General features: G+C 70.6%; 16 protein-coding genes. 5 read left to right on the top strand and 11 right to left on the bottom strand.

Annotation, left to right across the window (positions count from 1 at the left end; all coding sequences use genetic code 11):
• Nucleotides 1-50: 50 nt before the first annotated feature.
• On the top strand, nt 51-1,031 hold the full coding sequence (locus ACIBGM_RS01095; protein ID WP_396384071.1) for a DMT family transporter: 981 nt from the start codon (nt 51-53) through the stop codon (nt 1,029-1,031).
• On the opposite strand, the gene ACIBGM_RS01090 is transcribed toward ACIBGM_RS01095, so the two are convergent.
• From ACIBGM_RS01090 to def, 4 genes are read right to left on the bottom strand one after another with little or no spacing between them, the layout of a single operon-like run.
• Nucleotides 1,020-2,009: a DMT family transporter gene (locus ACIBGM_RS01090; RefSeq protein ID WP_396384070.1), complete on the bottom strand. Its 990-nt coding sequence runs from the start codon at nt 2,007-2,009 to the stop codon at nt 1,020-1,022. The genes ACIBGM_RS01095 and ACIBGM_RS01090 overlap by 12 nt on opposite strands.
• A gap of 46 nt (nt 2,010-2,055) precedes the next feature.
• On the bottom strand, nt 2,056-3,432 hold the full coding sequence (locus ACIBGM_RS01085) for a transcription antitermination factor NusB (protein ID WP_360530512.1): 1,377 nt from the start codon (nt 3,430-3,432) through the stop codon (nt 2,056-2,058).
• Complete coding sequence (fmt, locus tag ACIBGM_RS01080) at nt 3,425-4,357, bottom strand: methionyl-tRNA formyltransferase (RefSeq protein WP_396384069.1); 933 nt, start codon at nt 4,355-4,357, stop codon at nt 3,425-3,427. The genes ACIBGM_RS01085 and fmt overlap by 8 nt, the downstream gene beginning before the upstream one ends.
• The gene (gene def, locus ACIBGM_RS01075) at nt 4,354-4,947 is read right to left on the bottom strand and encodes a peptide deformylase (protein WP_396384068.1); all 594 of its coding nucleotides are present in this window, start codon (nt 4,945-4,947) and stop codon (nt 4,354-4,356) included. The genes fmt and def overlap by 4 nt, the downstream gene beginning before the upstream one ends.
• Nucleotides 4,948-5,295: 348 nt before the next feature.
• Between def and ACIBGM_RS01070 the strand changes: the two genes are divergently transcribed.
• Nucleotides 5,296-6,360 carry a C39 family peptidase gene (locus ACIBGM_RS01070; RefSeq protein ID WP_396384067.1) on the top strand — a complete coding sequence of 355 codons (1,065 nt, stop codon included), beginning with the start codon at nt 5,296-5,298 and terminating at the stop codon, nt 6,358-6,360.
• 4 nt (nt 6,361-6,364) lie between these two features.
• Nucleotides 6,365-7,483, top strand: a complete 1,119-nt coding sequence (locus ACIBGM_RS01065; protein ID WP_360530500.1) for a hypothetical protein — start codon at nt 6,365-6,367, stop codon at nt 7,481-7,483.
• On the opposite strand, the gene ACIBGM_RS01060 is transcribed toward ACIBGM_RS01065, so the two are convergent.
• Nucleotides 7,476-8,096, bottom strand: coding sequence for an HAD family phosphatase (locus ACIBGM_RS01060; RefSeq protein WP_360530497.1), 621 nt, complete (start codon nt 8,094-8,096; stop codon nt 7,476-7,478). The genes ACIBGM_RS01065 and ACIBGM_RS01060 overlap by 8 nt on opposite strands.
• A 10-nt stretch (nt 8,097-8,106) precedes the next feature.
• A complete protein-coding gene (locus ACIBGM_RS01055; RefSeq protein WP_396384066.1) occupies nt 8,107-9,069 on the bottom strand; it encodes an Lrp/AsnC family transcriptional regulator in 963 nt (320 codons plus the stop codon).
• Between the two features lie 97 nt (nt 9,070-9,166).
• On the opposite strand from ACIBGM_RS01055, the gene ACIBGM_RS01050 reads away from it, so the two are divergent.
• Nucleotides 9,167-10,492, top strand: coding sequence for an MFS transporter (locus ACIBGM_RS01050; RefSeq protein WP_360530491.1), 1,326 nt, complete (start codon nt 9,167-9,169; stop codon nt 10,490-10,492).
• On the opposite strand, the gene ACIBGM_RS01045 is transcribed toward ACIBGM_RS01050, so the two are convergent.
• Nucleotides 10,425-11,636, bottom strand: coding sequence for an MDR family MFS transporter (locus tag ACIBGM_RS01045; protein WP_396384065.1), 1,212 nt, complete (start codon nt 11,634-11,636; stop codon nt 10,425-10,427). The genes ACIBGM_RS01050 and ACIBGM_RS01045 overlap by 68 nt on opposite strands.
• Nucleotides 11,637-11,708: 72 nt before the next feature.
• Between ACIBGM_RS01045 and ACIBGM_RS01040 the strand changes: the two genes are divergently transcribed.
• The gene (locus ACIBGM_RS01040) at nt 11,709-12,698 is read left to right on the top strand and encodes a helix-turn-helix domain-containing protein (RefSeq protein WP_396384064.1); all 990 of its coding nucleotides are present in this window, start codon (nt 11,709-11,711) and stop codon (nt 12,696-12,698) included.
• On the opposite strand, the gene ACIBGM_RS01035 is transcribed toward ACIBGM_RS01040, so the two are convergent.
• The 4 genes from ACIBGM_RS01035 to coaBC all read right to left on the bottom strand — a co-directional run bounded on the left by ACIBGM_RS01035 (nt 12,695) and on the right by coaBC (nt 18,781).
• Nucleotides 12,695-14,719, bottom strand: a complete 2,025-nt coding sequence (locus tag ACIBGM_RS01035; protein WP_396384063.1) for a primosomal protein N' — start codon at nt 14,717-14,719, stop codon at nt 12,695-12,697. The two genes, ACIBGM_RS01040 and ACIBGM_RS01035, sit on opposite strands and share 4 nt — an antisense overlap.
• A gap of 87 nt (nt 14,720-14,806) precedes the next feature.
• Nucleotides 14,807-16,000 carry a methionine adenosyltransferase gene (gene metK, locus ACIBGM_RS01030; RefSeq protein WP_360530479.1) on the bottom strand — a complete coding sequence of 398 codons (1,194 nt, stop codon included), beginning with the start codon at nt 15,998-16,000 and terminating at the stop codon, nt 14,807-14,809.
• Between the two features lie 197 nt (nt 16,001-16,197).
• On the bottom strand, nt 16,198-17,313 hold the full coding sequence (locus ACIBGM_RS01025; protein ID WP_396384062.1) for a winged helix DNA-binding domain-containing protein: 1,116 nt from the start codon (nt 17,311-17,313) through the stop codon (nt 16,198-16,200).
• A gap of 250 nt (nt 17,314-17,563) precedes the next feature.
• On the bottom strand, nt 17,564-18,781 hold the full coding sequence (gene coaBC, locus ACIBGM_RS01020) for a bifunctional phosphopantothenoylcysteine decarboxylase/phosphopantothenate--cysteine ligase CoaBC (protein WP_396384061.1): 1,218 nt from the start codon (nt 18,779-18,781) through the stop codon (nt 17,564-17,566).
• Nucleotides 18,782-18,893 lie beyond the last annotated feature (112 nt).

Here is an 18,893-nt window from a genome sequence, read left to right as displayed (position 1 = left end):
CTGCCCGATGGCGGGCAAATCTGTACAAGTTGTCCCCCCGGTAGTGCAGGATGTCAGGAGTGAGCACCGTTTCGACTACTGACCGGGCCGAGTCCGGAGTCCCCCTGCAGGCCTGGCTTCCGACGATGCTGGCCCTGGCGGCCATCTGGGGTTGCAGCTTCCTGTTCATCTCCGTCGGCGTCCGCGAGCTGCATCCGCTGTACCTGGCGCTCGGGCGGGTCGTCGCCGGGTCGCTGGTGCTGCTGACCATCCTGGCCGTGAAGCGCGAGTCGCTGCCGCGCGAGCCGCGGCTGTGGCTGCACTCGTTCGTCGTCGGTGCGATCGGGTCGGCGATCCCGTGGACGTTGTTCGGGTACGGCGAGCAGCGGATTCCGTCCCTCCTGGCGGGGATCTGGAACGGCATCACCCCGCTGGTCGTGCTGCCGATCGCCGTACTGGTCTTCCGGACCGAGAGGTTCTCGCTGCAGCGGGTGCTCGGGCTGATCATCGGGTTCGGCGGAATGCTCGTCGTACTGGGCGCGTGGAACGTGCAGGGTGGCGCGGACCTGACCGGTCAGGCGCTGTGCATGCTCGCGGCGGTCTTCTACGGGATCGCGGTCCCGTACCAGAAGCGGTTCATCGCCGGCACCACCCTGTCCGGTACGGCGCTGTCCGCCAGCCTGCTGATCTGCGCGGCGGTCCAGCTCGCGATTGTCGCGCCGATCGTGACCCGGGAGGCGCCGCCGGTGCCGTGGTCACTGTCGCTCGAGGTGGTCGCCAGCGTGGTCGCGCTGGGCGCGCTCGGTAGCGGGCTCGCGTTCGTGCTCAGCCTGCGCAACATCCGACTGATCGGCGCGAGCCGCTCGTCGATGGTGACCTACCTGATGCCGGTGTTCTCGATTCTGGTCGGCGTGATCGTGCTGAAGGAGCACATCACCTGGTACCAGCCGGTCGGCGCGCTGATCGTGCTGCTCGGGGTCGCGGTGTCGCAGGGTTTGCTGCGCAACCTGCGCCGGAGACCGACGCTCACCGCGGAGGCGTCAGCGGCGTAGGTTCGGTACCGCCGCGACGATGACGGCGACGAGGGCGAGCAGGGTCCCGGCGACGACCGGGAACGTGACGGCCTTGTCGGCGGCCGGGACGAACAGGTCGATGAACAGGCTGGCGATCAGCTGACCCGCGATCGTGCCCAGGCCGAGCACGAACACGCCCACCACGCGCACCACGGCTGCGGCGGCGCTGATGAAGATCACGCCGCACGCGCCGCCGAGGTACAGCCAGGGCTCGCTCGGCAGATGCTGCGGCGCGCCGCGCAAAGCGAGGTCGGCGACGAAGACGACAAGCAGTGCGACGAAGCCGACCAGGAAGTTGACCACGCCGGCCGCGAGAGCGCCGTACGCGTTCGGCGCGGCCGTGCGGGCGACTCGGCCGTTGATCGCCTGCTGGACCGCCGTACCGACGCCGCCGAGTGCGGGTAGTACGGCGAGCAGCAGGCCGTCGGGATGACTCAGCTGGGAGGACACCGCGAGTACGACGGCCCCGAGCGCGAGGACCGCACCGACGACGCGGAGGGTGGTGTAGGGCTGCGGGCCGGCCGGGCCGAAGCCGAGGCGGTCGACGACCAGGCTGCTGACCGCTTGGCCGGCGACGACCGCGACGGTGAAGACGGCGACGCCGATGACCGAGACGGTGATGGACTGCGTCGCGACCAGGTAGGCGCCTGCGAGTCCGCCGAGGCATTGCCACCAGCGCAGGCCGCCGTACCCGCGCATGGGTGTGCGGATCTGGCGCCAGACGTTGGCGAGGGCGCGGCGGATCGGCGGGACGATTGCTGTACCGATCAATAGGATCAGCAGGCCGGAGCCGAACGAGACCAGCGCGGCCGCGACGCCGTCGGCGAGCACGTGCCCGAGCTCGCCGTTGAGGCGGGACTGGACCGCGACCAGCATCCCGATGCCGAACGCCGCGCTCAGACCGACGAACTGGTGGTGCTTGGTCGAGCGGGCAGGGCGGGTGGCGGTCGTTGTCACCCCTCTATCATGACCGTTCGTCGTCTTGCTCCTGACATCGGGTCCGTCAGGTGGTCCGCCGAATCAGTGCGAGATACATCGCATCGGTGCCGTGCAGGTGCGGCCACAGCTGTACGTCCGGCCCGTCGCCGAGGTCGTGCACGCCGGGGAACAGGTCCCGGGCGTCCTCGAGGGTGGCGTCGGCGCGGCGCTCGAGTACGGCGTCGACGACCGCGCGGGTCTCGTCGGGGTGGGGGGAGCAGGTGACGTAGGCCACCACGCCGCCCGGTCGGACCGAGGTGATCGCGGAGTCGAGGAGGTCCTCCTGGAGGGGGCGGAGCGCGATGACGTCTTCCGGCGTACGGCGCCAGCGGGCCTCCGGGCGGCGCCGGAGCGCGCCGAGACCGCTGCAGGGCACGTCGGCGAGCACCCGGTCGTAGGATGCCGCCGGCCAGGTCGGCTTGGTGCCGTCGCCGACCAGGACCTTGTGATCGCCCGGGATCGCCCGGAGGTTGGCCCGAACCAGGTCAGCCCGATGCTTGAGCGGCTCGACCGCCGTCAGCTGACCATCCCGCTGGTTGACCAACGCAGCCAGCAGAGCCGACTTCCCACCCGGCCCAGCACAGAGGTCGAGCCACTTGTCGTCCGAGCCGTCGACCGCCGCCGTCGCCAGCGCGGTCGCCACCAGCTGCGACCCCTCATCCTGAACACCGGCTCGCCCGGTAGCCACAGCCTCGATCCGGCCCGGATCCCCACCGTGAAGCACAGCCGCATACGGCGACCACCGCCCCCGGCTCGCCCCCGCCTCAACCAACTCATCCACCTCAGCAACCCCCGGCCGAGCCACCAACGTCACCCGAGGCGGCTCGTTGTCGGCGTCGAGAAGCGCTTCCAGATCACGGTCCAGCACCTCGGCGAACGCCTCGATCACCCACCGCGGGTGGGCTTTGGCGATTGCGAGGTGGCCGAAGGGGTCCTCGTCTGCGGGCGGGGCTACGGCTGCGATCCACTGGTTGAGGGTGCGTTGGCTGATTTTGCGGAGGACGGCGTTGACGAGGCCGCTGCGTTTCTGGCCGATCTCTGCGCGGGTGAGGGTGACCATCTCGCTGACCGCGGCGTAGGAGTCGACGCGCATGCGGAGGAGTTGGTGGGTGCCCAGGCGGAGGAGGTCGAGGAGCTCGGGGTCGAGGTCGGCGAGCGGGCGCGACACGCTGCGGGCGAGGAAGGCGTCGTACGTGCCTTGCCAGCGGAGCGTGCCGTGCACGAGCTCGGTGCAGAACGCGGCGTCCCGGCCGCCGAGGCGTTGGTCGCGGAGCGCCTTGTTGAGGACGAGGTTCGCGTAGCCGCCCTCGGCGGTGACCTGCCGGATCACCTGGTACGCAACCCGCCGTACCCGATCCGGACGCCGCTGCGGCGCCCGATTACGCGGCGACCGATCACCCACCCGAAAACCCCAAGCGGTCCTCGTCGGTGAGGCGGACGCCGCGGGCCCAGTCGGCCGCGGCCATCGGCTTCTTGCCCTGCGGCTGAACCGTCACCAGCTCGACCGCCTTGCTCCCAGTGCCGACCTTCACACTCGACTTGGTCGCCTGCAGCTCGCCCGGCTTGAGCTCCTCATCGGTGAGATGTACGGCGAGCACCTTCAACCGCTCGCCGCGGAACGTCGTCCACGCCCCCGGCGCCGGATTGCAGCCGCGCACCAGCCGGTCCACCCGCTGCGCCGGCGCACTCAGGTCCAACGCGGCGTCCTCGACCGTGATCTTCGGCGCCAGCGTGACACCGTCGGTCGGCTGCTCCCGTGCCTCGAGCACACCCGCCTCGACCCCGTCCAGCGTGTCGACCAGCAGCTTCGCTCCGGACACCGCCAGCCGGGTGAGCAGGTCGCCGGACGTGTCCTCGGGCCCGATCGGCTCAGTCAGCACGCCGTACACCGGACCGGCATCGAGCGCCTTCACGATCCGGAACGTGCTCGCCCCGGTCACGTCGTCGCCGGAGATGATCGAGTGCTGCACCGGCGCGGCGCCCCGCCAGGCCGGCAGCACCGAGAAGTGCAGGTTGATCCAGCCGTGCTCGGGGATGTCCAGCGCCGCCTGCGGCAACAGGCCGCCGTACGCGACGACCGGGCAGCAGTCCGGCGCGAGCTCGGTCAGCCGGGCCAGGAACTCCGGGTCGCTGGGCTTGACCGGCTTCAGCACCTCGATGCCGAGCTCCTCGGCGAGCTGGGCGACCGGCGAGGCGACCAGTTTGCGGCCGCGGCCGGCCGGCGCGTCCGGACGGGTGACGACGGCAACCACTTCGTGGCGGCTGGCAACGATCGCCTGGAGGGCGGTGACGGCGGGTTCCGGGGTTCCGGCGAAGACGACTCTCACAGGCCGAACCCGTTCGCTCCGAAAGCGCTCGTCCCGAGACCGTTCGCCCCGAAGCCGTCCGGTCCGTGCGGCGAGACCTTGACGGTCGGCGTCCCGCCGAGGCCGGACCAGTCCGCCTCCCGGATCGCCTTCATCGCCTGCTTGCGGGTGTCGGTGTCGAGCCGGTCGATGAACAGCACGCCGTCCAGGTGGTCGGTCTCGTGCTGGATGCACCGGGCCAGCAGGTCGGAGCCCTCGATCACCACCGGGTCGCCGTACATGTTGAAGCCCTTGGCGATCACCGACAGGGCGCGGCGGCAGTCGAAGGTGAGGCCGGGGATGGACAGGCAGCCCTCCGGGCCGAACTGCTCGTCGTCGGACAGCGTCAGCTGCGGGTTGACCAGGTGCCCGAGCTCACCGTCGATGTTCCAGGTGAACACGCGCAGGCCGACGCCGATCTGGGGCGCCGCCAGACCCGAGCCGGGCGCGGCCACCATCGTGTCGGTCAGGTCCTGGACCAGGCGCCGCAGCTCGGCGTCGAAGTCGACCACCGGCGCCGCCTTGGTGGTCAGGACGGGGTCGCCGAACAGGCGGATGGGTGTGACCGACAACAGACTCTCCACAGCGTTCCACGGACCGGGACCCGGCAAGTCTAGTTGGCGCCACGGGGTGGTTCGGGCGGGAGGTCCCTCTCCCCGTTGTTGCCACAAGCACGTACTGTGGTCTCAGGCGTACCTACAGTCACAATCGTCACACGCCCAACGGGAGACCCAATGCTCACAGCAGCACGGGGGGCAACTCTGATCATCCTGGGTGCACTACTGACCCAGGCACCCCTCACAGCCTTCGCGTACGCACCGCGTGAACCGTCAGCGCCCGCCGCCGCGCCTTCCACGCCCGCCCCGGAGCCCTCCACGCCGGCCTCGGAGCCTGCCGCCGCGCGCTCCTGGAGTGATGTGGTGAAGCAGGTCACCGAGACGTCGCCCGACGACCTGGAGCTGCGGTCGGCCGACAGTTCGGCGCAGGCGTCGTCGATCCTGCGGTGCTTCAAGCTCGAGGAGGAGAACTACTGTCTCGGGCTGGGCTTCGTCGACCAGGTGCCGAGCGGGGCTCAGGTGCAGGAGTTGATGGCGGCGCCGAGCGTGCGCGCCGACGGCGAGGTCGGGGTCGAGGAGGACATCCCCACGGGTGATCTGACCCCACAGGCGTTCGTCGCCGAGCGGGCGTCGATGACGAAGAGTGTCCGGGTGAGCACCGAGCTCGACGAGATGCAAGCCGCCTGGGACGGCCGGGACAAGGCTCGCGCCTTGCGGCTGCTCGACGAGAACGCGGACACGAGGACCGGCACGGAGGCGGTGACCCCGACCACGACTCCGACCACGACTCCAACCCCGGCACCGACGCCTTCACCGACCCGTACGGCGCCTTCGACGGGGACGCCGACGCTGGTGCCGAGTCCGAGGCCGGTGAAGTTGCCGGGGTCGTCGTACATCATGAAGGGGTTCCAGACCTCGCAGGAGAAGGGGTTCTGGTGTGGTCCGGCGACGTTCCAGTCGATCGACTGGGCCGACGACAACCAGCGCGACACCCAGGCGTCCTGGGCCAAGGACCTCGGTACGACGTCGTCCGGCACCGCGATCACCGCGATGGTCAAGCAGACCAACCTGAAGACGAACTGGGATCTCGCGGCCGGCACCTACATCGTGCAGAGCGTCGGCCACTGGAACGCGCAGAAGTTCTTCACCGTGCACCAGAACCACCTCGGCGACGGGCAGCCGGCGCCGATCATCGAGCACACCCAACTGCTGAAGCGCTACTTCCCGTACCTGGCGTTCAACCACAGCGGCCACTACCAGGTCGGCCGCGGCTACGACAAGGCGAAGGGCACGATCGCGATCTTCGAGGTGTTCAACGAGCGCCGGTTCACCAGCCGCGGCAACGTCACCGACGGCCCGAAGAACATTCCGGCGACCGCCCTGTTCAACGCGACCCTGGCCAACTCCTTCCAGAACATCGGCCTCTGACTCCATGCGCCGTACTCCCCTGGCGGCCCTCGCCGTCGTCCTGCTCGCCGCCGGCTGCTCGTCCAACCCGGAGAGCACGAGCAGCCCGTCGAGCACCCCGCCGAGCACCTCCACCAGCCCCAGCAAGACGCCGTCGGTGGACACCAGCCCGCCGAAGTGGACGAAGGTGCTGCGGCAACCGGTCGACGGGCTGCACCTGGTCACCCAGCAACGCAAGTACGTCGTCACCCGCGGCAGCGACGAGGCCGGCATCACCACCGTGACGGACCGGGCCAGCAAGAAGGTCGTCGTCCGGCACGTCCCGGCGGCCGGTTTCGTCGCCCAGTCGCCGGTCGTGATCGACGACCGCTGGGCGCTGATCGAGGACATCCGCTCGGACGGCCCGAATCCCGAGATCAAGGTCGTCCGCTACGACCTGACCACCGGACGCCCGGCCGGCCTCGGCCGCCTCCCCCGAGTCTCCGAACCGGAGATCGGCGCGAACGACGCGACCTTCGCCTACAGCTCCACCGACGCGAAGAACCGGTCCTGCCTGATCGTCGCCGACCTCGCGACCCTGGCGTCGCGCACCGTCGGCTGCGTCGCGGCGCCCGGCTACATCGCAGATCCAGTGGTCTCGGCCGACAGCGTCACGTACAGCGAGATCGCCGCGCCGGAGACCAGCCGCCGCTGCAAGCGCATCCTGGTCGCCTCACTGACCGGCGGCGCAGCCCGCCCGGTGCCGGCGGCAACCAATTGCCTGCAGTGGAGCGGCGCCTCACTCGGCGGGGCGACGGTCTGGTCCGAGGTCGCCGCCTCCGACCCGGACCAGTACCAGAGCAAGGCGTACGTCCGGGAGTCCGCCGACTCCCCCACCCGGGCCCTCGGCGCGATCGTCACCGACACGATCATTGCCTGCGGCCACTGGATCTTCTGGGAGACCAGGACCGTCGCCGACGGCAACGAGGCCTACCAGATCAACCGCTGGCGACCCGGCCTGGCCCAGCCGCAGCGCATCTACACCGGCGAGCCCGGCACGGCGCTGACTCCGCTGACCTGCCAGGACGACGTCGTGTACGTCGAGGCCGCCCAGCTCGCGACGACCCCGTCGTACACCGAAGCCTTCTCCGCGCCGGCTACCTGAGCGGCAGCCCGCGCGCGGACAACTGCTCCCGAAGCTGTGCGGCGCCGGTGAACAACTCGGCGTCGAGGCCGACCGCGCGGGCGCCGTCGACGTTGTACTGCACGTCGTCGGTGTAGAAGGTGCGCGCCGCGTCCAGGCCGAACCGCTCCAGCAGGATCCGGTAGATCTTCTCGTCCGGCTTCACGGTCTGCTCGACGCCGGACACCACCTCACCGTCGAAGCCGGTCAGGACCGGGAACGTCTCCTTGGCGATCTCCCACTTCTCCGCGGAGAAGTTGGTCAGCGCGTAGTTCGGGATACCCAGCTCCCGGAGCTCGGTGACGAGCTCGACGGTGTCCTCGAACAGGCCCTTGACCATCTGCAGCCAGCCGGTGTCGTACGCCTCGATCCACTCGGCGTGCTCGGGGTGCAGCGCGGTCAGCTCGGCGACCGCCTCCTCCCACGGCCGGCCGGCGTCCTGCTGCTGGTTCCACTCCCGGGTCGTCACCTTGGTCAAGAACCAGCTCCGCTGCTGCTCGTCCGGGATCAGGTCGGCGTACAGATAGTCCGGGTTCCAGTCCAGCAACACCCCACCGATGTCGAACACCACCACGTCGATCGTCCGCTCCGTCATGCCCGCAACCCTATGCGAACGGCGCCGCCGCCTTCACGGTCCGCAGGACCGGCACGGTCTCCAGTGCGGTGACCGATTCCAGTGCGCCGAGGCGCTCGGTCAGGTAGGTGTGCAGGGCATCGGGGCTGGCGCACAACGCGTGCGCGACCAGGTTGGTGCGTCCGGTGGTGGCTGCGACGAAGGCGAGCTCGTCGTGCTCGCTCAGTGCGCGTCCGACCGCGTCGATGTGGGCTGGAGCTACGGAGAGCCACAGCATCGCGCTCGTGGTCACGCCGAGCATCGCCGGGTCGACGTCCACGTCGAAGAAGAGCGCACCGCTGTGCTGCAACTCGTCGAGCCGACGGGCGACAGTCGTGGCTGTCCAGCCGGTGCGTACGGCGAGATCGGCAAGCGTCGCACGTCCGTCCTGGCCGAGGGCGGCGAGCAGCTCGTGGTCGCCCAAGCCGAGGGACCGCGCCGAGGAACGGGCCGGGTCGGGAACCGTCGCCGGCGTCAGGAGGGCGAGCTCCTGGTCCTGAGTCAGGCTCTTGGCGCGGCCGCGCCACGCGGCTGGGCCGCCGATGTAGACGTGCAGGAGGTAGTGCGCCGACACCGACGTGATGCCCGTCGTCCGCGGGATGTCGTGCAGCAGGAGCATGTTCCCGTCGCTCGGTGTGGTGTGGACGATCGCCATGATCTCGGTCCCGCCCGAGGCCAGCTTGATCCAGCTCGTGTCCGGCCGCCGGGCGAGCGCCGCCGCCAGATCCTGCGCCGCCTGAGGCGTCGCTGTCAGCCGAACGAGCCACTGCGCGCGCCCCGCGTGCTGCGGATCTGGCAGGCCGACCACCCGCAGGCCTGCCTCGGCCCGCAGCCGGTTGTAGCGCCGCGCCACCGTCTGCGTGGAGACCCCGAGCACGGATCCGATCCGGCTGTACGGCGCCCGCCCGTCCAGCTGCAGCGCATGGATCAGGCCCTGGTCGATCTCGTCCAGCATGTGATGATCATCGCCCAGACGGCCAGTCGATGGAAGATATCCGCAACCTGGTCGCGCTGCATGGAGAATCACGCCGCGCCCCGGCGATCGTGCGGTCATGAAGACACGTTGGATCGGGCTGATCGCCCTCCTGGTCGCAGAGGCCATGAATCTCCTGGACGCCACGATCGTCCAGGTCGCCGCACCGGTGATCCACGCGGACCTCGGCGGTCGTGCGTCGGACATCCAGTGGTTCAGCGCGGCGTACACCCTCCCCTTCGCCGCGCTGCTGATCACCGGCGGCCGGCTCGGCGACCGCTTCGGCCGCCGCCGGCTCTTCCGGGTCGGGATCGCCGTCTTCGTGGCCACCTCCACGCTGTGCGCTCTGGCGACCCAGTCCGCCGTACTGATCGGCGCCCGAGCGGTCCAGGGCGCCGCGGCCGCGCTGGTGATCCCGCAGACGATCGGGCTGATCCGGAGCAGCTTCGACGAGTCGGAACTGTCCAAAGCACTCGGCACTATCGGCCCGGTGATGGGTCTGGCCGGGATCTCCGGACCGTTGCTCGGCGGCTTCATCACCGATCTCAGCTCATGGCGAGCCGTGTTCGTCGTCAACGTGCCGCTCGGCATCGCCGTACTGGCGCTGGCTCACCTGCTCCCCGAGTCGCGCGCACCACAGCGCCCCGGCCTCGACCTGATCGGCACCGTCCTGCTCTCGATCGGTACGGCGCTGGTCGTCTACCCGATCCTGCAGTCGCGGGACTGGCTCCTGCTGCCGGTCGGCGTCGCCGTCCTAGGACTCACGGTCCTCCAGCAGTCACGGTCGAAGGCGCGACTCGTCGAACTGAGCGTGTTCCGGAACAGTGGTTTCGGCGCTGCGCTCATCACGTCGACGCTGTTCTTCGCGGTGATGAGTGGGCTGACGCTGGTCGTCGTACTGCATCAGCAACTGACGCTGCACGAGAGCGTCATGCGATCCAGCCTGGTGCTGCTGCCGTGGTCGGCCGTCTCCGGGATTTCGGCGTGGGTAGCCGGTCAGTGGCTGATCGGGCGGTTCGGTTCGCGGCTCATGTACGTCGGCCTCGGCGTGCTGCTCGTCGGCGTACTCAGCGCTCACCTGTGGTTGTTGCCGGCACTCGCCCTGTGTGGCGCCGGGGTCGGGCTGTTCACGACCGCGTTCTTCACCGAGGCACTGCACCGAGTGCAGCCACAGGAGACCGGATCGGCGGCAGGGCTGCTGAACGCGGTCCAGCAGTTCGGCGGGACGCTCGGTGTCGCCGGGCTGGGCACGATCTTCCTGCACCACCCGGCGACCCTCGATCGGTCGTTCTGGGTCGCGACCGCGGCCGTCGCGGCGACGGTCGCGACCGCTCACGTCATGCGGTCGCCGCGTTCGCGGCGGCTCGAGCGTGCAGCGCCGGAGCCAGCGCGAACTGCCCGATGAAGATCAGCACCCCCAGCAACGCACAGCCGAGCCAGGTGGCGGTCGGGCCGAAGGTATCCAGCGCGTTGGCCCCGGCCAGCGGCCCGACCACCGCGCCGACACCGAACGCCATCCCGGACATGCCCATGTACCCGCCGCGCAGGTCGACCGGAGCGAGGTCCGCGAACACCGCGCCGATCACCGCGGCGAACCCGATCTCGCCGATCGTCCACACCACGACCGACAGCCCATAGCCCCACCAGTTGTGCACGACCGCGCCGAGGCCGAAGCCCAGACCGACGACCAGCATCGAGGCCGCGAGCAGCTTCGGCCGGTCGAACTTCGCCAGCCGCTTGCCGAGGAACGGCTGGACCAGCACGATCACCACGCCGTTCAGCGCGATCACCAACCCGTACGTCGAGGACGGCAGGCCGTCGTCCGCCATCGCCAGCGGCAGCGTCGAGTAGCCCTGGAAGTAGATGGTCGCGTAGCCGATCTGGAGCAGGACCATCAGCAGGAAGACGGTGTCCCGGAGCGCCACCGGCAGCAGCGGGCGGCGCGACACGCCCTCGTCCAGGGCCGGACGGGTCTCCGGGACCATCGTCCAGATCACCAGGCCGGCGATCACCGACGTACCGGCGTTCAGCCAGAAGAGCAGGCCGTAGCCGACCGACGCCAGCACGCCGGCGCTGACGGTCGAGACGGAGAAGCCCAGGTTGATCGCCCAGAACAGCAGACCGTACGCGCGGACCCGCTCGCCCGGCTGGAGCAGGTCGGCCACCGTCGCCTGGACGGCCGGGCGGAACAGGTCACCGAGCAGGCCGACCACGAACGCGGCGGCCCAGATCATCACCATCGACCGGGCCGACCCGAGCAGGATGAGCGCGGCGGCGGTCCCGAAGAAGCACGCCAACATCGTGACCCGGCGGCCGACGCGGTCGGCCAGCCAGCCGCCGACGAGCTGCGACGCGACCGAGCCGGCGCCGACCGCGGCCGCCACGGCGCCCGCCGTACCGGCCGAGAGGAGGCGGTCCTGGGTCAGGTAGAGGACGAGGAACGGCTGGACGAAGCTGCCCAGCCGGTTGACCAGCTGGCAGACCCAGAGCGCCCAGAACGCCCGCGGCAGCGCGGGAGCAGGCGTGTCGACAGCGGCGGTTGCACTCATGACGACAACTCTGAAGGCCGACTGGAGAGCTGTCGACGATTAGTCCCAGGACTAATCGGCTAGGCTGGCGAGGTGATCACGATCAGGTTGAACGCCGAGGACGTGGGCCGGATCCGGTTCGCGCTGTCGCCGGTCTGGGAGGCCGTCACCAGCGTGCGGGCGCTGAGCAACAACCCGGCGCGCAGCGTGCACGCGCCGTGGATGCAGAAGGTCTGCCCGATCATCGACGGACCGGACCTGACGTTGCTGAAGGCCCTCATTCCGCCGGTCGGCTACATCCCGGACTTCATCACGCCGGCGCCGCCGCGCCGGAGCACCAGCCTGGAGTCCGGCCTGGCCGCGATCGCCGCCACCCCGCACCACCTGGTCACCGACGAGCTCGGCAGGCTGCACCACGAGACCCCGCACCCGCTGCTGCCCGACCTGATCGCGCACCCGGCCAAGGCGCTCGAGCTGATCACGTCCGCGCTGGAGAGCTACTGGCGGCGGGCGATCGAGCCGGACTGGCGGCGGATGCGGGCGCTGCTGCAGGAGGACCTGGCGTTCCGGCTGGACGAGCTGGCGGCCGGCGGGATCGAGCGGCTGTTCCGCAACCTGCACCCGTCGATCCGGTTCAGCGTCAGCCGGATCGAGATCGACCGGCCGTTCGCCTGTGACGGCGAGCCGATGGCCGGGCAGGGCGTGCTGCTGGTGCCGAGCGTGTTCAGCTGGCCGGCCGGCCTGTCGGTGACCGCGGCGCCGTACGTGCCGACGATCACCTACCCGCCGCGCGGCCTCGGGCGACTCTGGGAGGACCGGCAGGACACCACCGACTCACCGCTCGCGGACCTGGTCGGCCGGACCCGCGCGGCGATCGTCAGCCACCTCGACCTGCCGATGTCGACCACGCACCTGGCGCACCAGCTCGGGGTCTCGGCGCCCACGCTGAGCGTGCACCTCAGCATCCTGCGCAGTGCCGGCCTGGTCGACTCCCGCCGCGACGGCCGCGCCGTGCTCTATCACCGCACCGCGCTGGGCACTCAGCTGCTCACCGCAGCCACTCCCCTGGCCTCTACCGCCTAGCCGAAGCTCGGCGGATCGACCTGAACGCGCACTGATCCCGGGTTCTTCTTCGTGGTGCGCGCAGCTTGCGCTTCCTTCAAGGCACGAGCCAGCGCGGAGCCGGCTGCTCGCGGCGTTCGCACAACAGCTCGGACCGTCTCGTCGTCGACGTCCACCGGCCCCAGCACCTCGAGCCCAGCGGTTGCCGGAAGCAACTGTCGTAGCCGGCCGATGAGATCGTTCACCGCCTCGGACGGCCCCGTGAGCTCGGCCAACTTCGCCGCCGGCGCCAGCCGGGCCGCCCGGCGCTCCTCCACCTCCCGGGCCGCGAACCCCTCCGGACTCCACCGCACCACCGCCTGCAACGGCAACGCGGACGGCTCACCCACCAGGATGACCGTGCCGCTGTGCCGCACCAGCGCCGCCGCGTTGAACCATCGCCGCACAGCCTCCTCCGGCGCCCGCAGATCCGGCCGAGCCAGCATCAGCCACGTATCCAGCAGCAATGCGGCGCTGTACCCGCCTTCCGCGACCGGCTCGGCTCCCGGCGTGCTCACGATCAGCGCCGGCTTGTCCGACACGACGTCGAGCATGTTGTCGCCACCCGACGTACGCACGACCAATCCGGGGAACGCCCGGCCGAGCTCCTCCGCCGTACGACGAGCGCCGACAACGGCAGCGCGCATTCGGGTGTCACCGCACTCCGGGCACCGGTGGTCGGTCGCCGGCCGGCCGCACACGCTGCAACTCGCCGGACCGGATCCGCCAGTACGGCGCAAGGTCCCGCCACACGTCGTGCAGCGCGACGGAGCACGGCAGGTCTGGCACACCAGGCTCGGCAGGTACCCCGCCCGAGGCACCTGGACCAGCACCGGGCCGGACCGCAGCCCCTCTCGCGCGATCTCGAACGCCCGGTGCGGCAGCCGCGCGGCGCGCGCCCCCGGATCACGGGCGAGATCGGTGTCCGACTCCCCCGCGATGTGCACCGCGGGAGCGGCGGCCCGAATCACCTGCCGGTCCGCGATCAACTCCGCCGCGAACCCGGACTCCAGCAGCGCCGCGGCCTCGACCGACCGCGCGAACCCGCCGAGCAACGCGGCACACTGCTGCCGGTACGCCCGCAACAACAGGACCTCCCGGGCATGCGGGTACGGCGCACGCGGCTCGGCGTACGAGTCGTCGCCGTCGTCCCACAGCGCCACCAGCCCGAGATTCGCCACCGGCGCGAACGCCGCCGCCCGCGTCCCGATCACCACGCGCGCACACCCTCGCAGCGTCGCGAGAAAGGCTCGGTAGCGAGCGGTCGGCCCGAGATCCGCCGACAACGTGACGAACCCGGTCTCGCCGAGAACCGCCGTACAGGCCGAGGCGAGCCGCTCGAGATCCCGGGCATCCGGCACGAGCAGCAACGCACCACGCCCCGACGCCGCACACACCGCCGCAGCCTGCGCGAACGCGAGCGCCCAGTCTGCCCCAGGTACGGCGGTCCAGATCGCGCGCGGCGCCTCCGACCGAGCCACCGCATCCAGGAAGCCGGCCGGGTACGGCGACCACTCCGAACGCGACGTGGACAGCGGCGGCGGCGCAGGCTGGTTGCAGCGCAGCGGCTCGCCCTCGACCTTCGCATGCCGGGGCGGGACGGCCAGGCGGGTCACATCCGCGAAGACCCCGGCGTACCGATCCGCGACCGCGCGGCAGAGGTCGGCGATCTCCGGCGTCAGCACCTGCTCCGGCGAGACCACCTTGCGGATCCGGGCCAGCTTGCCGTCGTGGTCGGAGGACTCGAGCCGCTCCAGGACGAACCCGTCCAGGTCCTTGCCGGCGAAGCGGACCTTCACCCGGGCGCCCGGCTGCGCGGCGTCGGCCAGGTCGTCCGGCACGAGGTAGTCGAACGGCCGGTCCAGGTGCGGCAGCGAGACGTCGACCGCGATCCGGGCCACCGGCAACGACGAGGTGATCCCGGCCGGTTCCTTGGTCCGGGACTTGCGAACGGTGTCCCGCAGCAGCGTCAACTGCTCCGGGGAGTCTCCGTTCGATGTCACCGGAAAACTCTAGACGGCCGGGACGACAGTGCGCGGGAATGCCGCGACCCGGCTGTGGACAACAGCCGGGTCGCGGGCAGAACGGAGTTATTTGTTGATCGCGGCCTTGAGCTCCTCGACCCGGTCGGTGCGCTCCCAGGTGAAGTCCTCGCCGGTGCGGCCGAAGTGGCCGTTGCGCGCGGTCTGGGCGTAGATCGGCCGGAGCAGGTCCAGGTCCCGGATGATCGCGGCCGGCCGCAGGTCGAACACCTCGCGGACCGCGTCGCTGATCTGGGCCACCGGCACCTTCTCGGTGCCGAAGGTGTCGACGTAGAAACCGACCGGCGCGGCCTTGCCGATCGCGTACGCGACCTGGCACTCGACCCGGTCCGCCAGCCCCGCGGCGACGATGTTCTTGGCCACCCAGCGCATCGCGTACGCCGCCGAGCGGTCCACCTTGGACGGGTCCTTGCCGGAGAACGCGCCGCCGCCGTGCCGGGCCATCCCGCCGTAGGTGTCGATGATGATCTTCCGGCCGGTCAGGCCGGCGTCACCCATCGGGCCGCCGATCTCGAACCGCCCGGTCGGGTTCACCAGCAGCTTGTAGCCGGTCGAGTCGATGTCGAACTGCTCGAGCACCGGGTCGACCACGTGCTTCTTGATGTCCGGGGTCAGCATCGAGTCCAGACTGATGTCGGCCGCGTGCTGGCTGGACACCACCACGGTGTCGATCCGGACCGCCTTGTCACCGTCGTACTCGACCGTGACCTGGGTCTTGCCGTCCGGGCGCAGGTAGGCCATCGTGCCGTCCTTGCGGACCTCGGACAGCCGCGCCGACAGCCGGTGCGCGATGGTGATCGGCAGCGGCATCAGCTCCGGCGTCTCGTTCGACGCGTAGCCGAACATCAGGCCCTGGTCCCCCGCTCCCTGCAGGTCCAGAGCGTCCTGGGACGCGTCCGCGCGCGTCTCGTACGCCGTGTCGACACCCTGCGCGATGTCCGCCGACTGACTGCCGATGGCCACCGTGACACCACAGGACGCGCCGTCGAACCCCTTCAGCGAGGAGTCGTAGCCGATCTCGAGGATGCGCGCCCGCACGATCCCCGGGATGTCGACGTACGCCGACGTGGTGACCTCACCTGCGACCACGACCAGACCCGTGGTGACCAAGGTCTCGACCGCGACGCGGCTCTTCGGGTCCTCGGCCAGCAACGCGTCGAGGATGGAGTCGCTGATCTGGTCAGCGATCTTGTCCGGGTGACCCTCGGTCACCGACTCGGACGTGAAAAGGCGGCTCGCCACAATTCTCCCTCGGATTCCTCTTGTGCCGCGCGACTGTGACCACGAACCGCAGCTACAACCGCACGATCCCCCCATGCACCGGCGGATGGCGATGCATCTGGGAAGTATGCCAGCAGTTTTCCCCGCAGTCCCGGTGACGCTCCGAATCCGTCCAGGATTCGAGATTGCTGATCATATTTTGGACACGAGGACTGATGTCAGGCGTGCGGGCCGACCGTCACGTCGCCCAGGGTGAGTGATGGTGTGCAGTCCAGCATCGCAGCCAACCGGTCCACCTCGGCGTCGAGCAGCCGGCGCCGGGTGCCGCTCAGCGTGATCAGCGACTCGACGGTGACGTGCACCTTCCGGCCGGACTTCTTGTGGTGCCAGACCCCGGCGACGACGCCGTCGACCAGGAGCAGCGGATAGTTGCCGGCCTGACCGCGGGCGAGCGCGCGGGTGAACGCCGTACCCGGGAAGAGCAGCTCGCGCGGGAAGCTGCCGACGCCGTACGCGTCGAAGTACGGCAGCAGGCGGACGCCGCGGACCGGGTCGTCCGGGAAGTCGCCGTCGCCTGGCGCGTGCCAGGCGGGTTGGCCTGCGAGCTCCACCTGGGGCAGGTCGGCGAAGTACGGCTTCACAAACGCGGGGCTGGTGTTGAGCCAGCGGGCGAACTGCTGCGGCGTCGCGGGACCGTAGGAGTACAGGTATCGGTGCAGGAGCTCGGTGAACGCCTCGTCGCCGGGGAGTGGCTCGAACGGCTTGAAGCGGTGCGGGTTCGAGTACGTCGTCAGCCGGCCGCGATTCGGTCCGTAGCAGAGGACGCCCGCGTTGGCGGCGTCCGGGATCACCTGCCGCCAGCGCGGCCAGTAGGTCTGGAAGGCGGGCATCACGAGATCACCGGCCCAGTCGCCGGTACGCCGTACGACTTCCACTGTCAGGTCGTCGACAGTCAGGTCGTCGTCGGCCAGCGCGTCACCGATCGCGACGATGATCTCGGCGCGTTGCTCGGGCGTCAGCCGCATGTACTCCGGGACCGGTGTCCCAGGCGGCAGCGCCGAGAGTGCGCCCGTCCACAGCGGCAGATCGTCGAGAGGCAGTAGGTGCACGGTCCCCCGCGGCCCGAACGTCTTCACCAGGCCGTCAGCCTGCTGCACCGTCTCCCGGGTCGCCCCGTCGAGCCGGACCGCTACCGACACCTCCCCCGCCGACAGCACCTGCGCATGCGCCCCACACATAGCCCGTACGGCGTCCGCCGCCGAGCCGGCCGGGTCACCAGCCAGGTGATGCCGCCGCATCCGCCGCCCAACCACCGCCCGCCACGAGATCTCCATACCCCCGACGCTAGCCCCAGAACCGGCCAGAACCTGACCTCTTACTCCCCGCCCACCCGCCCCGGCGCTCGAGGGGATATCCCCCGGCACGCCGGGTTCTCCCCTCGTCTGCGAAGGGAGAACCCCCACCACGAACGGATATCCCCTCGCGGGGGCGGGGGCGGGGCGGGGGCGGGGCGGGGGCGGGGGCGGGGCGGGGGCGGGGGCGGGTCGGGGGCGGGGCGGGGGCGGGGCGGGGGCGGGGGCGGGGTTAGGGCCAGTGGGTGGCTACTAGGTTCCAGATCACGCCGGCCAGGGCGTCTTTGGAGCCGGAGGGGACGGGGAGGGCGTTGCCGTCGGTGTCGAGGATGACGGCCTCGTTGACGTCGCTGCCGAAGACCTTGCCGCCGGAGACGTCGTTCACCACCAGCAGGTCGCAGCCCTTGCGCTCCAGCTTGGCCCGGCCGAGCTCGAGCACGCTGTGCTCCGCGTCGCCGGTCTCGGCCGCGAACCCGACGATCACCTGGCCGGCGCGGCGGCGGTCGTGCGAGATCGTCTGCAGGATGTCCGGGTTCTGCACCAGGCTGACCGCCGGGACCGCGCCGTCGGCGGTCTTCTTGATCTTGTGCTCGGCGACGTCGGCCGGCCGGAAGTCCGCCGGGGCCGCCGCCATCACGATCGCGTCCGCGTCACCCGCGCGGCCGGTGATCTCGTCGTACAGGTCCCGGGCGCTCGTCACCGGGACGACCTGGACGCCGGCCGGGTCGGGCAGCTCGGAGTTCGCCGCGACCAGGGTCACCTTGGCGCCGCGGGCGGCGGCGATCCGGGCCAGCGCGTAGCCCTGCTTGCCGGACGAGGAGTTGCCCAGGTAGCGGACCGGGTCCAGGTACTCGCGGGTGCCGCCGGCGCTGATCAGGACGTGCTTGCCGGTCAGGTCGGCGACCGCCTGCCCGGCGGCGCGGGCGGCCTCGTCGGCGAGCATCAACTGGCTGATCGCGAAGATCTCGGACGGCTCGGGCAGCCGGCCGCGGCCGGTGTCGGCGCCGGTGAGCCGGCCGACCGCGGGCTCGAGCACCGTGATGCCGCGGGACCGGAGGGTGACGACGTTGGCCTGGGTGGCCGGATGCTCCCACATCTCGGTGTGCATCGCGGCCGCGAACAGGATCGGGCAGCGAGCCGTCAGCAGCGTGTTGGTGAGCAGGTCGTCGGCCAGGCCGTGCGCGGCCTTGGCGATCAGGTTGGCCGTGGCCGGGGCGACCACGACGAGCTCGGCGGCCTTGCCGATCCGGACGTGCGGAACCTCCTGCACGTCGTCGAACGGGTCCGCGGTCACCGGCTGACCGGACAGCGCAGCCCAGGTCGCCGCCCCCACGAACTCCAGCGCGGCCGCCGTCGGCACCACCCGCACGCTGTGCCCGGACTCGGTCAGCCGCCGGAGCAGGTCACAGACCTTGTACGCCGCGATGCCGCCACCGACTCCGAGCACCACGTTCGGCCGGTGCTTGGCCGGTTCCTGGGCGGGAACGACAGAGTCCCCTGGGGCCTCTGTGGTCCCAGGGGTCTGTTCTGCACCGGTTCCGGACATCAGAGACCCCGTTCCC

The organism is Kribbella sp. NPDC050470 (genome assembly GCF_044458365.1).
GTDB lineage: Bacteria > Actinomycetota > Actinomycetes > Propionibacteriales > Kribbellaceae > Kribbella.
Note: the sequence above shows the minus strand (reverse complement) of the source record. Positions and strands in the feature narration are given on the sequence as shown.

Coding starts and splice junctions, on each gene's coding strand:
- ACIBGM_RS01045 (WP_396384065.1), bottom strand. CDS start 11,636: ATGAGTGCAACCGCCGCTGTCGACACGCCTGCTCCCGCGCTGCCGCGG.
- ACIBGM_RS01065 (WP_360530500.1), top strand. CDS start 6,365: ATGCGCCGTACTCCCCTGGCGGCCCTCGCCGTCGTCCTGCTCGCCGCC.
- ACIBGM_RS01055 (WP_396384066.1), bottom strand. CDS start 9,069: ATGCTGGACGAGATCGACCAGGGCCTGATCCATGCGCTGCAGCTGGAC.
- ACIBGM_RS01095 (WP_396384071.1), top strand. CDS start 51: ATGTCAGGAGTGAGCACCGTTTCGACTACTGACCGGGCCGAGTCCGGA.
- ACIBGM_RS01050 (WP_360530491.1), top strand. CDS start 9,167: ATGAAGACACGTTGGATCGGGCTGATCGCCCTCCTGGTCGCAGAGGCC.
- ACIBGM_RS01025 (WP_396384062.1), bottom strand. CDS start 17,313: ATGGAGATCTCGTGGCGGGCGGTGGTTGGGCGGCGGATGCGGCGGCAT.
- ACIBGM_RS01060 (WP_360530497.1), bottom strand. CDS start 8,096: ATGACGGAGCGGACGATCGACGTGGTGGTGTTCGACATCGGTGGGGTG.